Annotated in this window: 19 protein-coding genes and 2 riboswitches; of the genes, 13 read left to right on the top strand and 6 right to left on the bottom strand. The window is 43.2% G+C overall.

From position 1 onward, the window contains the following. Positions 1 to 195 precede the first annotated feature (195 nt). The 12 genes from CPC19_RS03125 to CPC19_RS03070 all read left to right on the top strand — a co-directional run bounded on the left by CPC19_RS03125 (position 196) and on the right by CPC19_RS03070 (position 7,961). Positions 196 to 489, top strand: coding sequence for a putative quinol monooxygenase (locus CPC19_RS03125; RefSeq protein ID WP_016390502.1), 294 nt, complete (start codon positions 196 to 198; stop codon positions 487 to 489). Positions 490 to 620: 131 nt separating this feature from the next. After that, on the top strand, positions 621 to 1,043 hold the full coding sequence (locus tag CPC19_RS03120; protein WP_016390501.1) for a potassium channel family protein: 423 nt from the start codon (positions 621 to 623) through the stop codon (positions 1,041 to 1,043). Positions 1,044 to 1,193: 150 nt separating this feature from the next. Next, positions 1,194 to 2,036, top strand: coding sequence for a S1 RNA-binding domain-containing protein (locus CPC19_RS03115; RefSeq protein ID WP_015006745.1), 843 nt, complete (start codon positions 1,194 to 1,196; stop codon positions 2,034 to 2,036). 21 nt (positions 2,037 to 2,057) lie between these two features. Then, the gene (locus CPC19_RS03110) at positions 2,058 to 2,279 is read left to right on the top strand and encodes a DUF3622 domain-containing protein (RefSeq protein WP_016390500.1); all 222 of its coding nucleotides are present in this window, start codon (positions 2,058 to 2,060) and stop codon (positions 2,277 to 2,279) included. A 23-nt stretch (positions 2,280 to 2,302) separates the two neighbouring features. Beyond that, a complete protein-coding gene (locus CPC19_RS03105) occupies positions 2,303 to 3,031 on the top strand; it encodes an ABC transporter permease (RefSeq protein WP_016390499.1) in 729 nt (242 codons plus the stop codon). Between the two features lie 5 nt (positions 3,032 to 3,036). Then, positions 3,037 to 3,450, top strand: a complete 414-nt coding sequence (arfB, locus tag CPC19_RS03100; protein WP_015006748.1) for an alternative ribosome rescue aminoacyl-tRNA hydrolase ArfB — start codon at positions 3,037 to 3,039, stop codon at positions 3,448 to 3,450. A gap of 110 nt (positions 3,451 to 3,560) precedes the next feature. Next, on the top strand, positions 3,561 to 3,899 hold the full coding sequence (locus tag CPC19_RS03095) for a zinc ribbon domain-containing protein YjdM (RefSeq protein WP_015006749.1): 339 nt from the start codon (positions 3,561 to 3,563) through the stop codon (positions 3,897 to 3,899). Positions 3,900 to 3,982: 83 nt separating this feature from the next. Next, positions 3,983 to 4,270: a DUF2607 family protein gene (locus CPC19_RS03090; protein ID WP_084709580.1), complete on the top strand. Its 288-nt coding sequence runs from the start codon at positions 3,983 to 3,985 to the stop codon at positions 4,268 to 4,270. A 68-nt stretch (positions 4,271 to 4,338) separates the two neighbouring features. Further along, positions 4,339 to 5,721 carry a carbohydrate porin gene (locus CPC19_RS03085; RefSeq protein WP_016390498.1) on the top strand — a complete coding sequence of 461 codons (1,383 nt, stop codon included), beginning with the start codon at positions 4,339 to 4,341 and terminating at the stop codon, positions 5,719 to 5,721. A gap of 57 nt (positions 5,722 to 5,778) precedes the next feature. Then, positions 5,779 to 6,678 carry a metal ABC transporter solute-binding protein, Zn/Mn family gene (locus tag CPC19_RS03080; RefSeq protein WP_016390497.1) on the top strand — a complete coding sequence of 300 codons (900 nt, stop codon included), beginning with the start codon at positions 5,779 to 5,781 and terminating at the stop codon, positions 6,676 to 6,678. Continuing rightward, entirely contained in the window at positions 6,675 to 7,439 is a 765-nt protein-coding gene (locus CPC19_RS03075; protein ID WP_016390496.1) for a metal ABC transporter permease, read from the top strand. The genes CPC19_RS03080 and CPC19_RS03075 overlap by 4 nt, the downstream gene beginning before the upstream one ends. 285 nt (positions 7,440 to 7,724) lie before the next feature. Next, positions 7,725 to 7,961: a hypothetical protein gene (locus CPC19_RS03070; RefSeq protein WP_015006753.1), complete on the top strand. Its 237-nt coding sequence runs from the start codon at positions 7,725 to 7,727 to the stop codon at positions 7,959 to 7,961. A 166-nt stretch (positions 7,962 to 8,127) separates the two neighbouring features. Here CPC19_RS03070 and CPC19_RS03065 read toward each other — a convergent pair whose 3' ends face one another. The 6 genes from CPC19_RS03065 to gcvT all read right to left on the bottom strand — a co-directional run bounded on the left by CPC19_RS03065 (position 8,128) and on the right by gcvT (position 14,013). After that, positions 8,128 to 9,123 carry a carbohydrate kinase family protein gene (locus CPC19_RS03065; RefSeq protein ID WP_015006754.1) on the bottom strand — a complete coding sequence of 332 codons (996 nt, stop codon included), beginning with the start codon at positions 9,121 to 9,123 and terminating at the stop codon, positions 8,128 to 8,130. Beyond that, a complete protein-coding gene (gcvPB, locus tag CPC19_RS03060; RefSeq protein ID WP_016390495.1) occupies positions 9,120 to 10,574 on the bottom strand; it encodes an aminomethyl-transferring glycine dehydrogenase subunit GcvPB in 1,455 nt (484 codons plus the stop codon). The genes CPC19_RS03065 and gcvPB overlap by 4 nt, the downstream gene beginning before the upstream one ends. Before the next feature lie 16 nt (positions 10,575 to 10,590). Next, a complete protein-coding gene (gene tpx / locus CPC19_RS03055) occupies positions 10,591 to 11,088 on the bottom strand; it encodes a thiol peroxidase (RefSeq protein WP_015006756.1) in 498 nt (165 codons plus the stop codon). Positions 11,089 to 11,099: 11 nt separating this feature from the next. Further along, entirely contained in the window at positions 11,100 to 12,464 is a 1,365-nt protein-coding gene (gene gcvPA / locus CPC19_RS03050; RefSeq protein ID WP_016390494.1) for an aminomethyl-transferring glycine dehydrogenase subunit GcvPA, read from the bottom strand. Positions 12,465 to 12,468: 4 nt separating this feature from the next. Further along, the gene (gcvH, locus tag CPC19_RS03045) at positions 12,469 to 12,858 is read right to left on the bottom strand and encodes a glycine cleavage system protein GcvH (protein ID WP_016390493.1); all 390 of its coding nucleotides are present in this window, start codon (positions 12,856 to 12,858) and stop codon (positions 12,469 to 12,471) included. A 63-nt stretch (positions 12,859 to 12,921) separates the two neighbouring features. Next, positions 12,922 to 14,013 carry a glycine cleavage system aminomethyltransferase GcvT gene (gene gcvT, locus CPC19_RS03040; RefSeq protein ID WP_015006759.1) on the bottom strand — a complete coding sequence of 364 codons (1,092 nt, stop codon included), beginning with the start codon at positions 14,011 to 14,013 and terminating at the stop codon, positions 12,922 to 12,924. Between the two features lie 43 nt (positions 14,014 to 14,056). Beyond that, positions 14,057 to 14,158: riboswitch (glycine riboswitch) on the bottom strand. A 17-nt stretch (positions 14,159 to 14,175) separates the two neighbouring features. Then, a riboswitch (glycine riboswitch) is annotated at positions 14,176 to 14,264 on the bottom strand. A 150-nt stretch (positions 14,265 to 14,414) separates the two neighbouring features. Between gcvT and CPC19_RS03035 the strand changes: the two genes are divergently transcribed. Further along, positions 14,415 to 14,651, top strand: a complete 237-nt coding sequence (locus tag CPC19_RS03035; RefSeq protein ID WP_016390492.1) for a TIGR02647 family protein — start codon at positions 14,415 to 14,417, stop codon at positions 14,649 to 14,651.

The raw sequence follows: 14,651 nt of genomic DNA, 5'->3' as shown, positions 1-14,651 counted from the left end.
TCGCTGGTTTTGGCCTGATTCTCGGTTTATAAGGCCTACTCCCAAATATCGAGTTTTTCGTTCTTCACAACGCTTTATTCCCTTATGTAACGGTGAATAAAGCCCAGTCTCAGGGTATTTCCTCATTCTTGCGGGCTTTAGTTTATAGGCATATACTGGATAGTCCTACGGGCAAACCATGTAAAAGGTATCGCTATGACAGTTGATGTTATTTTAGATTTACAAGTTAACCCTGAAAACCGAGAAGAGCTATTAAGCGTTTTTATGTCGATCCTACCCGATACACGTGCCTTCAAAGGCTGCCAAAGTGTTTCGGTAACCAGTGATGAGGACGATAGACACCATATTGTTTTACTTGAAAAGTGGGACCAACGCAGTGACTACGAAAGCTATATGGCCTGGCGGACGGAGCGTGGCGATATTGATAAACTCGCCAATTTATTATCATCACCACCTACTACCCACTACTTGACCACTGTCCCAATCTAACCCCACTAGACCTAGTGGCGGAATACCCTTAAGGCCGATAAACCGTTCATACGTATGAACACGATAATTTTCTGCCCGCCAGTATACAATCAACCAATAACCATTACGTTTAGCCCCTATTCCTCAAATCAATGTTTCATATATTTTTTTTAAATTCGCTCGTTGTCGCCATTGCTGTGATCATCCATTACGAATTTTTATACCGTGTTTCTCGATATATCCCAAAAATGAAATTAAAGCATCGACTGAGAATACTGTTTGGCGTTTTTACTGCGCTTATTGCGCATGCGGTAGAGGTTTGGGTGTTTGCCTTTGCGTTTTACTTTATGCATCATTCTGAAGGCTGGGGGCATTTAGAAGGCAATTTTGATGGTAGTTTGCTTGATTGCACGTATTTATCTTTCACCACCTTTACAACCTTAGGCTTTGGGGATATTCAACCCATCGGTGATTTGCGCCATTTAACCGGCTTAGAGTCATTAACCGGACTGGTATTAATCACCTGGACGGCCTCATTCTTATATTATGAAATGCAACGTTATTGGGATAATTGATGACGCAGCAATGTTAACCTTCGGTCACACCGCTCTTTGGCAAACACAGCGTCAATAAAGCGTATTGATGCAAGGAAGCCATCTGTTTTAATCATTTTAACTGTCAACGACCTGTATAATTGCCAGCACACCGAATATTAGGAGTACACCATGGTTACGCTAGGAAAAACACATCAATTAGAAGTCATCAAGTCGCTCGACTTCGGCTTTTATTTAGATGCTAAAGAATTAGGTGAAGTTCTCCTGCCAAACAAGCAGGCTCCAAGTGATTTAACCGTTGGTTCGTTGATTTATGTTTTTTTATACCTCGACTCAGAAGACCGCCCGATTGCCACCACAAAAAAGCCCAAAGCTCAGGTTGGTGAATTTGCCTACCTAACAGTCGTGGCACGTACACATGTGGGTGCTTTTTTGGACTGGGGGTTAGAAAAAGATGTTCTTGTACCATTTGCTGAACAACATCGACCAATGGATGTTGGCAAATCCTATTTAGTCTACTTATACCTCGACAAGAATGATGGGCGCATTGTCGCTTCATCAAAAATAGACAAGTTCATCGATGATGAAGCACCTCATGACTTTACCCCACAACAGCAAGTTGACCTTATCATTGCGAACAGCACCGACTTAGGCTTTAAAGCCATCATTAACCATTCACATTGGGGGGTTTTATACAAAAATGATGTCTTCCAAAAATTAAGTTTCGGGCAATCAAAAAAAGGGTTTATTAAACGTATTCGACCCGACGGTAAAATAGACTTAAGCCTCCAAGGCGGCAAAGAAACACGCGATAAATACAGTAAAATTATTCTTAATTATTTAAAAAAGAACCATAACTTTGCACCGGTTCACGATAAATCCAGCCCAGAAATCATCTCTGACACCTTCGGGATGAGCAAGGGTGCGTTCAAAAAAGCCATTGGTGGTTTATATAAGCAGCGCATTATCAATATCGAAAAAGATGGCATACGCTTGCTAGAAACAGATTCTTAAACTCAAGACAAACTTATACTTATGAGCATTACTAAAAAGTACACTTTTCAAACTTCCGCAGAAAAAGATAGCTGGAGAGCCGACATCGTTCGTCGCGCCAGTTCGAAAAACACGGTTATTTCAAAAACCCAAACGGGGTTTAAATCAGAAGCTGAAGCCGTCCAATGGGCAGAAAAAGAACTCGCCTTGTTTTTAAAAAAGCAAAGCGCTCGAAACAAGCGCCAAGCAGATAAACGCACCTAACTAATACAGTTAACAGCGATTAGATGGGACACGATATTCAAAATATTCCTCTGTTAAACCTAGCGCTATCTTTTATCCCTGTTCTTTTCGCCTTGGCTATTTTGTTTAAATGGTCATTAGAGTCAAGCAACGCACTTTATGCTCTGGCACGCATGTTGGTTCAGTTGCTTTTAGTCGGCTACCTGTTGAGCTACATTTTTAACGCTGATAATGCTGCCATTGTTATCACTGTTCTAGCTATTATGGTCTTTGCCTCCAGCTGGATTGCTTTAGGCACGATCCCGATAAAGCGTAACCTATTGTATAAACAAGCCTTTCTCTCCATTCTTGTTGGTGGTGGTTTTACCCTGCTGGTTATCACTCAAGGTGTACTTAATTTAAAGCCATGGTATTTGCCTCAAATCATCATTCCATTAGCTGGAATGATTTTCGCCAATGCGATGAATAGCGTTAGTTTAGCCGCTGAGCGTATCCATGCAGAAATAGATCGCCATGTCTCTTACTTGGAGGCGCGGCGTATTGCACTTCATGCCTCACTGATCCCGGTTATAAACTCGCTATTTGCGGTTGGCCTAGTCTCTTTGCCGGGCATGATGACCGGGCAGATACTATCTGGGGTATCACCACTGATTGCTGTGCGTTATCAAATTATGGTGATGTGTATGATTTTCGCCTCTTCGGTACTCTCGGCTGCCTTTTTCCTTGTTTTGGCTAAACCAATATTTAGCACCCGTTTTACTAAACCGCAATAAAGTTCATGTTAGTCATCACCCCTCATATCACCCTTGCTGATGATGAAATTAAGCTTACAGCCATCCGCGCGCAAGGAGCTGGGGGGCAAAATGTAAATAAACTCTCATCGGCCATTCATTTACGTTTCGACATTAACGCATCCTCCCTGCCTGAGCTTTTTAAACAACGATTATTAAGTCGACAAGATCACCGTATTAATAATATGGGTATTATCATCATTAAGGCTCAGCAATACCGCACCCAAGAAAAAAATCGTGCCGATGCGCTAGAACGCCTAAAACAGATCATAAAAAGCGTAACGGTTAGTCAAAAAGCTAGGCGAGCAACCTCGCCTAGCAAAAATGCTAAGAAAAAACGGACTGATAATAAAACTCAACGCGGCCAATTAAAAAAGCTACGTGGCAAACTAACCGAATAACCTAAAATCATTAATCGCTAAACACCCCCTTAGTCCTTTTAACTGGCCAATAAGACAGGTAAAAACTTATAATGGTATTTCCCCCATTAGCTCACACAAAAGGATCTAACATGAGTGCTTTACCTAATTGCCCCCAATGCAACTCAGAATACACCTATGAAGACGGGACTGTGTATATCTGCCCTGAGTGTGCTCATGAGTGGTCCGCCAATTCAAGCGAAACCGACACTGACAAATTAGTCATAAAAGACTCAAACGGTAACCTTTTACAAGATGGTGATAGCATCACTGTTATCAAAGACTTAAAGGTTAAAGGCTCTTCATCTGTTGTAAAAGTCGGCACTAAGGTAAAAAATATTCGCTTAGTTGAAGGCGACCATGACATTGACTGTAAAATCACTGGTATTGGCCCAATGAAGCTGAAATCTATATTTGTAAAAAAAGCATAGCCGTTATATATTGCCTAGTTGTTTAGAATGACTCTAAAATCAGCTGTCGGTATTAACCTTCGGCATATATTCCATTTCAATAAATGAAAAAACGGCAACAAGTCTTAATACCTATTGCACTGATAAGCATGATGCTTATCAGTCAAATGGCTGCGCTTGCCCATTCTGTAGAGCATTCCTTTCACAAAGCCAGCCATTCGTGCACGGTATTTGTCCAGTGTGAAAAGTCTAGCAATGGACTCGTTTCGGCTATTCGACTCCCCGCTGTTCCACTATTGTCTAAAACACATGTTGATGGCATTCCCACTCAGCAATTTCCTCTACTAAAAACAGCTTATTTCGCTCGCGCACCTCCCTTTACTTTCTTGTAAACCACATTTTAACGTTACGCGATGGGTTGACCTTGCGTGACTACCTTTTTGTTACAGGAGAGTTACTTATGCGTAAAGCATTTACTATGGCTGCAATAATCGCCAGTTTAATTATTTCTACCCCGGCACTTTCTAACACTGAAATTGCCTTATTAAAACAACAGCTAGACACCCTTAAAAAGAACTATGAACAACGCATTGAGGCCCTTGAGTCTAGGTTAATAGAAACCGAAAAAAGAACGCAATATATCGAACTTAAAACACAGGAAGCAGCAGTTAAACCGAAACAGAGTAGCTTCCTGACCCAAAATTCTTTCAATCCAGCCATTAGCCTTATTCTCGATGGTCGTTTTGCCGACATGGGCAATGACCCCGATGATTACGCATTGCCCGGCTTCATGCTCGGTGGCGAATCTGGCCTAGGTAGCCAAGGGTTTGCAGTGGGCGAAAGCGAACTGGTCATGAGCGCTAATATTGACAACACGTTTTATGGCAAAGCCACTCTTGGTTTTCATAATGATGACGGTAGCACCGAAGTAGACCTAGAAGAAGCCTATATACAGACATTAGGTTTAGGGAATGGCCTAACTATCAAGGCCGGTCGTTTCTTTTCTGCCATGGGGTATCTGAATGAACACCATGTTCACACTTGGGATTTTGCCGATGCGCCGTTAATTTATCGCGGCTTATTTGGCGACCAACTTAGGGATGATGGTATTCAACTAAGTTATATAGCACCGACCGATACTTTTTTACAGTTAGGCGCAGAAATTATGAGTGGTAGCCAATTCCCATCCGCTGGCGAGCAAAATGGTATTGGCGCAGCAACAGTATTTGCTAACATCGGTGGTGATATCGGCATCGAACACAGTTGGCAATTGGGTTTAAGTCATTGGCAAGCTAATAACATAGAAGGTCGTACAGGTGGTGGCCATGCCCATGGTGAAGAAGATAGCGCTGAAGAAACCCCATCTTTTGATGGCGATAGCAAAATAAACGCTGTTGATTTTGTCTACAAATGGGCGCCCAATGGTAACCCTAAAAACCAACATGTTAAGGTACAGTTTGAATATTTTGACCGTAAAGAAAACGGCACCATTAGCATGCTAAACAGTGGCCCACCTCTAGAAGAAACCAACTTCGACGGCCATCAAAAAGGCTGGTACGCACAAACTATTTATCAATTTAAACCTCGGTGGCGAGCAGGGCTTCGTTATGACCAGTTAGAAAGTGATAACACTGGCTTCGATGACGATGTGTTAATGGAAGCAGGTTTAGATAGTGACGGTTTTAAACCTAAACGTATGAGTGCAATGATCGAGTGGTTACCGAGTGAATTTTCTCGGATACGGCTGCAATTTAACCGTGATAAATCCTACCAGGAATCAGATGATCAGATTTTCTTACAATACACTACTAGCCTAGGCAGTCACGGCGCTCATCAATATTAAAAACAAATCGCACAGGCCTTTTGTGCCTGTGCGACATTCATTTGTTTGGAGACAATTATGTTACATCCATGGAAAAAAACATTTATTTTATTACTCACTCTGCTCAGCCCATTTTACGCCCACGCTGAACTCAATATATTTGCATGTGAACCTGAATGGGCAGCGCTAACTAAAGCTCTCGGTGGTGATAAAGTGCACGTCAACAGCGCTACAACTGCGATGCAAGACCCTCATCATATACAAGCACGCCCTAGCCTGATTGCCAGAATGCGCCGCGCCGACCTGTTGGTTTGCACAGGTGCAGACCTCGAAACAGGCTGGCTTCCTTTATTACTACGTAAATCTGCTAACCCTAATGTGCAGGTCGGTCAAACAGGCTATTTTATGGCTGCTGACTACGTTAGCCTGATGGACAAACCAACCGTGCTTGATCGTAGTCTCGGTGATATTCATGCTGCCGGAAACCCTCACTTTCACCTAGACCCTAAACGCATCGCTCAAGTCTCCGTGGCCTTAGCTGACAGGCTAGCAATGATTGATCCCTCTCATCAAGCATATTACAAAAACAACCTAGCAACCTTTACTCAGCAATGGCAACAGGCAATGCAGCAATGGGAACAGCGAAGCAAACCATTACGCGATAAACCTATCGTTGTAAGCCATAATAATTGGGTCTATCTATCAAGCTGGTTAGGTTTAAAGCAAGTAGCAACTCTAGAGCCAAAACCCGGTATTCCAGCAAGTAGCACTCACCTTGCTAAGGTACTAAGCACATTGAAAAAAGAACCTGCTCAGATGTTACTTTATGCTAGTTACCAAAGTGATAAATCGGCACGTTGGCTAAGCAGTAAAACGGCGCTCCCCGCCATTGCTTTACCCCTCAGCCCTGATAATAATGAAACTCTAATTAATTGGTTTGATCGACTCCTCAGTCAATTATTAAATGTTACATCATGAACATTGAAGGACTTCAACTTTCGATTATTGGGCCGGCATTTATTGTCGGCCTACTGGTCCTCGCAACGCATGTCCCCCTTGGGCAAGAAGTTCTAAAACGCGGCATTATTTTTATTGATCTAGCTATTGCACAAATGGCTGGTTTAGGGGTTATCGTAGCCTGGCATTTTGGCTGGGAAGCACATGGCTGGGAGGTGCAAGTCGCCGCTTTATCTGCTTCTTTAATCGGCGCATTAGGCTTAAGCTGGGCCGAAAAGCACTGGGGAAAACACCAAGAAGCCCTTATTGGCATTAGTTTTATCTTAGCCGCTACCGCTAGTATTTTGCTGCTTGCTAATAACCCACATGGCGGTGATTCACTGAAAGACTTACTGGTCGGTCAAATATTATGGACCACTAGCGATCAACTTTTACCTACGGCCTTGGTAACCTGCTTAATTGTCTGGCTATTATTTAACTTTCGAAACCGCTTAGGTAATCTTGTTTTTTACATTTTATTTGCGTTAGCGGTTACCAACTCTGTTCAACTGATCGGGGTGTATCTAGTGTTTGCGAGCTTAATTATTCCTGCACTGGGCAGCCTGGGGCATAAAAAACCACTCTTAATTGGTTTTCTCATTGGTGCCACCGGTTATGGGTTTGGCTTAATTGGCTCATCATTATTTGATTTACCCAGCGGTGCTGTTATCGTCTGGAGCATTGCAATAACTGCCTTATTATTCAAATTTATTGTCAAACCTGCTTCACAGCAGCTTAATTAACAATTAAGCGCTCATTAAAGACCTAAAATGTAACTGTTCTTCAGTCAGTTCTTAACTTTAACTTTCAACGGAGGCTCTAGTATTTGAAGAGCCTCCCTTTCTATCAGCATAGCCCATTAACCGCCATTTAAGACTATGAAAACTACTGGCTAGGCTAGCCTCAGCAAGTTGTTTTCATAAGCTAACTAGAGACCTAGAACGCCAATAAAATTTATATTCTTGTGTTGACATAAAAGATATGGCATGAGATATTGTGCACCGCATCATTTAACAAAGGAACAGATTATGACAACCATAGATGAACTAGAAACCAAGTCTAAAGAGGCTATTACACACGCAACCGAGCTAAACGAAACGCTTGTTGAAGGTGCCTCTAAAGCAACAAAAGAAACAGGTATTTTCTATAAACGAATTATTGAAGGCAAACCAACAGACCTTTATCACATTACTAACGCTTTTAAGAAAATAATGGCAAACAACATTGAAGCAACTCAGCAATTTTTTAACTCATTTAAAAAATAAATGACCGCTTCGCTGTAACAATAGCTAATATGAGTCGTGTATTTCGCGACTCATGTTAGCCAATACTGTTAACCAGCCGTTGATAACGGCTTGGTTAGCTTTAGGGCTTAATGTCGTCATTGCACGACGATATAGGTCGTCCTACACCCCTTTTATAACAACTTCTTTAAAATGAGCCGCCAAACTGTTCTGCATACTGCATTTTGAGCTCATCTAGCGTCACAACATGGTTTTGCGTACCCGCATGGGCTATTTTAATCGCCCCCATTAGCCCCGCAATACGCCCTGTTACTTCCCAATCCAAGCCATTCATCAAGCCGTATAGCAAGCCACCGCGATAAGCATCACCACACCCTGTGGGGTCGACCAATGCTGTTGCTTTTGCAGGCGGAATATCGATACGCTCCGTCTTGGTATAAACCAACGACCCTTCTGCGCCTTTAGTAATAATTAATGCCTCTACTTGCTCAGCTATTTCATGTGGTGAAAGGCCCGTCTTTTCTTGCAACATCGCCGCTTCATAATCATTTAAAGTCACCCATGTTGCTTGTTCAATAAACGTTTTTAATTCATCGCTATCAAACATTGGCATACCTTGACCCGGGTCAAAAACAAATGGAATACCCGCTTCAACAAATTGCTTAGCATGTTCAATCATCCCTGCTTTACCATCCGGGGAGACTATTCCAATGCTTATATTCGCATCGCTAGGCACCTTGTTAAGCTCGGAGCGTCCCATTGCGCCAGGATGAAAAGCAGTAATTTGGTTATCATCCATATCACTGGTGATATAAGCTTGACCGGTAAAGTCATCTTCCAGCACTTTTAGATAGTCTTGCTTTACGCCTGTTTTAAGCATCCATTGCGCATAAGAAGCGAAATCTTTACCCACTGTTGCCATGGGCAATGCGTTTTCACCCAACAAATGTAAGTTATAAGCAATATTGCCTGCACAACCACCAAACTCACGCCGTAACTCAGGTACAAAAAAGGATACATTCAACATATGTACTTTATCGGGCAATATATGGTGTTGAAATTTATCAGGAAACACCATAATCGTATCAAATGCCATTGAGCCACAAATTAATGCTGATTGAGGCTTAGCGTTCATGTCAGCACCCGCTTCGGCATTTATATCCTTTGACTCTACAGCACTCATTGGTTTAACTCCTGCCATACTACATCCAACTGTTTAACCGCTTTGACATCATCTAAGCGTCTTACAGGTAGACTATAAGGCGCATTTTTTAAGCTTTCTGGCTGCATTTTTGCTTCATCTAAAATTTTCGCCATCGTGTCGACAAATTCATCGAGCGTTTCTTTAGCTTCAGTTTCTGTTGGCTCAATTAACAAACACTCAGGTATTAACAATGGGAAGTAGGTTGTTGGCGCATGGAAGTCATAATCCAAGAGACGTTTCGCCACATCCATCGCCGTTACATCAAGTTCTTTTGCTTGTTTTTTAAGCGTTAGAATAAATTCGTGTGTAGCACGCCGCTCAGGGTATGCAGCGTCATAACCTGCCGCCATTAAACGTTTCAATAAATAGTTTGCATTCAAGGTCGCAAAGTCTGCAACACGTGACATCCCCTCTCTACCGAGCATTTTTGCATAGATATAAGCTCGTAACAAAACACCCGCATTACCTGCAAAAGCAGACAAGCGACCAATCGTCTTAGGGCAATCTTGTTCATCTAATAACACGTACTGCCCTTCTTTCTTACCAACAATTGGTACTGGCAAGTACGGTTTCAAGCGCTTGCTGACGCCTACTGGCCCTGCCCCTGGCCCACCACCACCATGTGGTGTAGAGAACGTTTTGTGCAAGTTCATATGAATCACATCAAAACCCATATCACCGGGGCGTACTTTACCCAAAATGGCATTCAAGTTAGCCCCATCGTAATACAACAACCCCCCGGCATCATGCACAATGCCAGCGATCTCTTTTATTTTACGATCAAAGACACCTAACGTACTTGGATTTGTCAGCATAATGCCCGCAGTTTGCGGGCCAATCGCCTCTTTTAGCGCCTCAATATCAACATCACCATTCTTTCCAGTGGGGATTTCTCGCACTTTATAACCACACATAACAGCCGATGCTGGGTTAGTACCATGTGCCGCATCAGGGACTAAGATTTCACAACGCGCCGTATCATTACGCTCATCGTGATAGGCTTTAATCATCGCCACACCCGCGAACTCACCTTGAGCACCGGCCGCAGGAGACAAAGAGACTGCCTGCATCCCTGTAACCTCTTTTAACATGCCTTGTAGTTCATACATGCACGATAAAAACCCCTGACCGTGCAAGCTAGGCCCAAGTGGGTGCCGCCCAGTAAATTCAGGTAAACTCGCTAGCGTATTGCAGGCACGTGGGTTGTATTTCATCGTACAAGAACCCAACGGGTAAAAATGCGTATCTATCGAGAAGTTTTTCTGAGATAAGCGCGTAAAATGACGCACCACCTGCATTTCTGAAACCTCAGGTAAATTTGGCTTGGAGGTTCTTAAGGCGTCTGCAGGCAATGAAGCCAAAGCATCATTATCTTGCGGCAACTGAGCGTTTGACGCCCGCCCACTGTGCGATTGCTCGAATATCAGCATGTCAAATTTATCTCTTTTATAGTGCGGCTAATGCTGTCTCGTAATCCGGCTCATCGGCAATTTCAGCCACCAATTCTGACGTTTTTACATTATTGTTTTCATCTAAACTAATTAACGCTCTCGCTGTAATACCTTTCAGCGGTCCATCACCAATCAGCACACCATAATCTTTTGCAAAGTTACGATCGCGCATCATTGACAAGGTAACGACATTTTCTAAGCCCTCGTCGCCACAAAAGCGCGACATTGCAAATGGTAAATCCGCCGATACAACAAGAATCACTGTATTAGGGTGGCTCTTAGCGTATTCATTCAATTTTTTGGTTGATAGCTGACAAGTTGGTGTGTCCAAGCTTGGCACAATGCTAATTATTTTCTTTTTACCGGCATAATCTGCGAGCGATACATCGGCCAACTCTTTAGTTGTTAGGCTGAAGTCTGGCGCGTTTGAACCCACTGCAGGAACATCGCCGTTTGTATGAATCTCATTACTTTGTAGTGTAATTGTTGCCATGGTTATTTCTCCTATCCGTTTAATAATGTATCGAGCGTCGTTGCAAATTGCTCAATGTCGTTTTCTGTGCGTGTTTCAGTAGCACAAACCATCAAGGCATTACCTAATTCAGGGTAATGCGTAGACACTTCAAAACCAGCCAAAATATGGTGCTCTCGCGCCAACGTATCAATTAATTGTTTAACGTCCATGTCCAACTGAAGAACGCATTCATGAAAGTTGGGAGCATTAAACACTGTTTTCACACCCTTTATAGCTTGCAAACGATTGCGTAAAAGTTGGGTGTTTTTATGTGAATTGAGTGCTACTTTTTTAAGTCCCTCTGGACCAAGCAAGGACATATAAATAGTAGCCGCTGTTACCAATAACCCTTGGTTTGTACAAATATTTGATGTCGCTTTTGAACGCCTAATATGCTGCTCGCGGGCCTGCAACGTTAAGGTGAACCCTTCTTTACCATCTAGATCTGTTGTCCGACCAATAATTCGACCAGGCATTTGTCTAACATGCTTTTGTTTACAGCACATAAAGCCAAAATACGGCCCGCCTGACGCTAACGGAACACCCAGTGGCTGGCCTTCCCCACAAACAATATCAACACCTGTTTGCCCCCACTCACCTGGTGGCTTTAACAATGCCATTGCTACTGGGTTAACCACAGCGATTGACAGCATTTTATTCTCAGCTGCCCATGCAGTTAAAGCATCTACGTTTTCTATCACACCAAAAAAGTTAGGCTGGGGAATCACCAAGGCAGAAAAACCTTCGCCTGAAAACGAGTCGAGCGCATTTAAATCAGTTTGGCCCGTTTCTGAATCATACGGCACGGCCACCAGCTCAATATCTTGATTGTTGACAATCGCCTCTGTTACTGAACGATACACAGGGTTCGTCGTCACCGGCATTAATATTTTCCGTGATTTAGACTTTTTATTCGCACGCACCGCCATTAGAACAGCCTCAGCGAGTGCCGAAGCACCGTCATACAGCGATGCATTTGATACATCCATGCCCATTAAACTGGCCATCATCGACTGAAATTCATACAACAACTGTAAGGTTCCTTGCGAAGCTTCGGCTTGATAGGGTGTATACGCACTATAAAACTCACCGCGCGTGGTTATTTCCCAAACAGCAGCAGGTATATGGTGTTCGTAAGCACCGGCACCTAAGAAGCATAATGGCAAGCCATCTTGTGCCGCACGGTCTCGAAGTAGACGAGTCACTTCCATCTCGTTCATACCTTGTGGGATTTTCTCTAAATCACCACACCGTAAATTTGCCGGGATTTCATCAAACAAGTCTTCAATACTATCCGCGCCAATGACCGATAGCATTTGTTCGATATCTTGCTCTGAATGGGGAATAAAGGGCATATTATTACTCGTCGTCGATTAAGTTTTCGTAGCCTTCAGCAGCCAATAAATCATCCAGCTCACTGGCATCAGTTGGTTTTACGACAAAAATCCAACCCTCGTCATATGGTGACTCATTAATTGCTTCTGGACTATCTTCTAATGCGTCATTAACCGCTACAATTTCCCCTGTTACGGGGCTATAGATATCTGACGCCGCCTTTACCGACTCAACAACACTGCACTCATCGCCTTTACCAACAGCTTGACCAGCCTCAGGTAACTCAACAAAAACTAAATCTCCCAATAGTTCTTGCGCATGATCGGTTATCCCAACGCGAATATTACCATCGGCTTCCAGTAATGCCCATTCATGAGAATCCGCATATTTTCTATCATCAGGTGTATTTGACATGTTTTTTCCTCTCTTTGTCCCCAAGGGCACTTATTTCGTTTAAGCGAATTTCGCTTGATGTTGTTATAACGTTACCTGTACGTCCCCATGACGAACAAAACAAGGGCTGACTACCCTTGCCGTTTTAAGTTTGCCACGAATATCAATTTTACATGTTTCAGCAATATTTGCTGGTACACGTGCCAGCGCAATAGAACGTTCCATTGTCGGCGAATACCCGCCACTGGTTATTTCGCCAGTAGAGCCATCTTGCAAGACGACTTTTTGATGCCCTCTGAGAATGCCTTTATCTTCTAGCAGCAGACCTACAAACTGATCGCTGACACCGTTAGCGTTTATCGTCTCAAGCGCTGAACGGCCAATAAAATGACGGTTTTCAGGTTGAAAGGCTACCGTCCATGCTAAGCCAGACTCTAGAGGATGTTTGCTTTCATCCATATCTTGACCGTATAAATTCATACCTGCTTCCAGCCTTAACGTATCTCTTGCGCCCAAACCACACGGTTTAACACCCACTTCGATTAACTGTTTCCAAAAACCTTCTGCTTTCTCTTCGGGCAGTATAATCTCAAAGCCATCCTCTCCGGTGTAGCCGGTTCTGCCAATAAACCACTCACCATACCAACAGGCACTAAATGGTTTAATTTCAGCTGCCGACAGCCCTAACCGCTCCGGTAATAATGGGCAAACTTTTTGACGAGCCTTTGGACCTTGTACTGCAATCATTGCCAATTGAGGCCGCTCAGTCACGGTCACTTCAAATGTGTCGGCTTGCTTTTCAATCCACGCTAAATCTTTCTCTCGCGTTGAAGCATTAACCACTAGACGATAATTATTATCGTCTAAAAAATAAACAATAAGGTCATCAATAATGCCCGCTGCTTCATTCAGCATGCAACTATATAAAGCTTTTCCCTGTCGAGCTAGCTTCGCCACATCATTCGCTAACAGGTATTGTAAAAAAGCTTTCGCTTGCGCGCCATTAATATCAATAACAGTCATATGCGACACATCAAACATGCCAACCGATTGTCTGACCACATGGTGTTCATCTATTTGCGAACCATAATTTACTGGCATATCCCAGCCACCAAAATCCACCATTCGGGCACCCAGTTCACGGTGCGCATCATTTAAAATTGTCTTTTTAGTCATCTAATTTCTCCGCACAAAAAAAGGGCGGCACGCGGAAACCACATGCCGCCCCTCTGTCCAAAACCTGAAAGTTTAAGAGCTTTTGCCCTCTTGCCTCTTCGGTGGGCTAAACGTATCCGCCTAACCTCTCTCCAGAGTCAACTGATTACCGGCAAGCCGGTAAATTCTCTTATGGTCCATTTGCCTGAGCGATTCCGAGCGAATTGCGCCTTCGGCGTCGGTGTTATACCGATCTCTCCCAAAAGAGGTTAATTGATAATCCATTGTACCCTGCTAAAGTCACTATTTCCATCAACAAAAATTTTCAATCCATCGGATCTTTTTGCCCACACTGAAAAATAGTGTTACTGTTTCACCCACATTAAAAAGAATGTATGCGGTCCAACTTAGGGGGATTAATAATGAAATTCAACCAAGAACTCATTGATGAACTTAACATCCTTATACAGTACGATCTTAGCAATACCGAGCAGGGCATAAAAATACATCACGACGCTAGCCCAGCAACTATTGATGCCGCCGCTCGCTTGTTCGATAAAGGGTTAATCGACAAAAAAGATGGCGGATATTTAACGTCTATTGGCAGAAAGGCGGCCGAACACACACTGTCTATTTCGGGCCTACTGACAACTGATTGA

It is taken from the genome of Cycloclasticus sp. PY97N, assembly GCF_002443175.1.
GTDB lineage: Bacteria > Pseudomonadota > Gammaproteobacteria > Methylococcales > Cycloclasticaceae > Cycloclasticus > Cycloclasticus pugetii.
Note: the sequence above shows the minus strand (reverse complement) of the source record. Positions and strands in the feature narration are given on the sequence as shown.

Coding starts and splice junctions, on each gene's coding strand:
- CPC19_RS03125 (WP_016390502.1), top strand. CDS start 196: ATGACAGTTGATGTTATTTTAGATTTACAAGTTAACCCTGAAAACCGA.
- CPC19_RS03120 (WP_016390501.1), top strand. CDS start 621: ATGTTTCATATATTTTTTTTAAATTCGCTCGTTGTCGCCATTGCTGTG.
- CPC19_RS03115 (WP_015006745.1), top strand. CDS start 1,194: ATGGTTACGCTAGGAAAAACACATCAATTAGAAGTCATCAAGTCGCTC.
- CPC19_RS03110 (WP_016390500.1), top strand. CDS start 2,058: ATGAGCATTACTAAAAAGTACACTTTTCAAACTTCCGCAGAAAAAGAT.
- CPC19_RS03105 (WP_016390499.1), top strand. CDS start 2,303: ATGGGACACGATATTCAAAATATTCCTCTGTTAAACCTAGCGCTATCT.
- arfB (WP_015006748.1), top strand. CDS start 3,037: ATGTTAGTCATCACCCCTCATATCACCCTTGCTGATGATGAAATTAAG.
- CPC19_RS03095 (WP_015006749.1), top strand. CDS start 3,561: ATGAGTGCTTTACCTAATTGCCCCCAATGCAACTCAGAATACACCTAT.
- CPC19_RS03090 (WP_084709580.1), top strand. CDS start 3,983: ATGAAAAAACGGCAACAAGTCTTAATACCTATTGCACTGATAAGCATG.
- CPC19_RS03085 (WP_016390498.1), top strand. CDS start 4,339: ATGCGTAAAGCATTTACTATGGCTGCAATAATCGCCAGTTTAATTATT.
- CPC19_RS03080 (WP_016390497.1), top strand. CDS start 5,779: ATGTTACATCCATGGAAAAAAACATTTATTTTATTACTCACTCTGCTC.
- CPC19_RS03075 (WP_016390496.1), top strand. CDS start 6,675: ATGAACATTGAAGGACTTCAACTTTCGATTATTGGGCCGGCATTTATT.
- CPC19_RS03070 (WP_015006753.1), top strand. CDS start 7,725: ATGACAACCATAGATGAACTAGAAACCAAGTCTAAAGAGGCTATTACA.
- CPC19_RS03065 (WP_015006754.1), bottom strand. CDS start 9,123: ATGAGTGCTGTAGAGTCAAAGGATATAAATGCCGAAGCGGGTGCTGAC.
- gcvPB (WP_016390495.1), bottom strand. CDS start 10,574: ATGCTGATATTCGAGCAATCGCACAGTGGGCGGGCGTCAAACGCTCAG.
- tpx (WP_015006756.1), bottom strand. CDS start 11,088: ATGGCAACAATTACACTACAAAGTAATGAGATTCATACAAACGGCGAT.
- gcvPA (WP_016390494.1), bottom strand. CDS start 12,464: ATGCCCTTTATTCCCCATTCAGAGCAAGATATCGAACAAATGCTATCG.
- gcvH (WP_016390493.1), bottom strand. CDS start 12,858: ATGTCAAATACACCTGATGATAGAAAATATGCGGATTCTCATGAATGG.
- gcvT (WP_015006759.1), bottom strand. CDS start 14,013: ATGACTAAAAAGACAATTTTAAATGATGCGCACCGTGAACTGGGTGCC.
- CPC19_RS03035 (WP_016390492.1), top strand. CDS start 14,415: ATGAAATTCAACCAAGAACTCATTGATGAACTTAACATCCTTATACAG.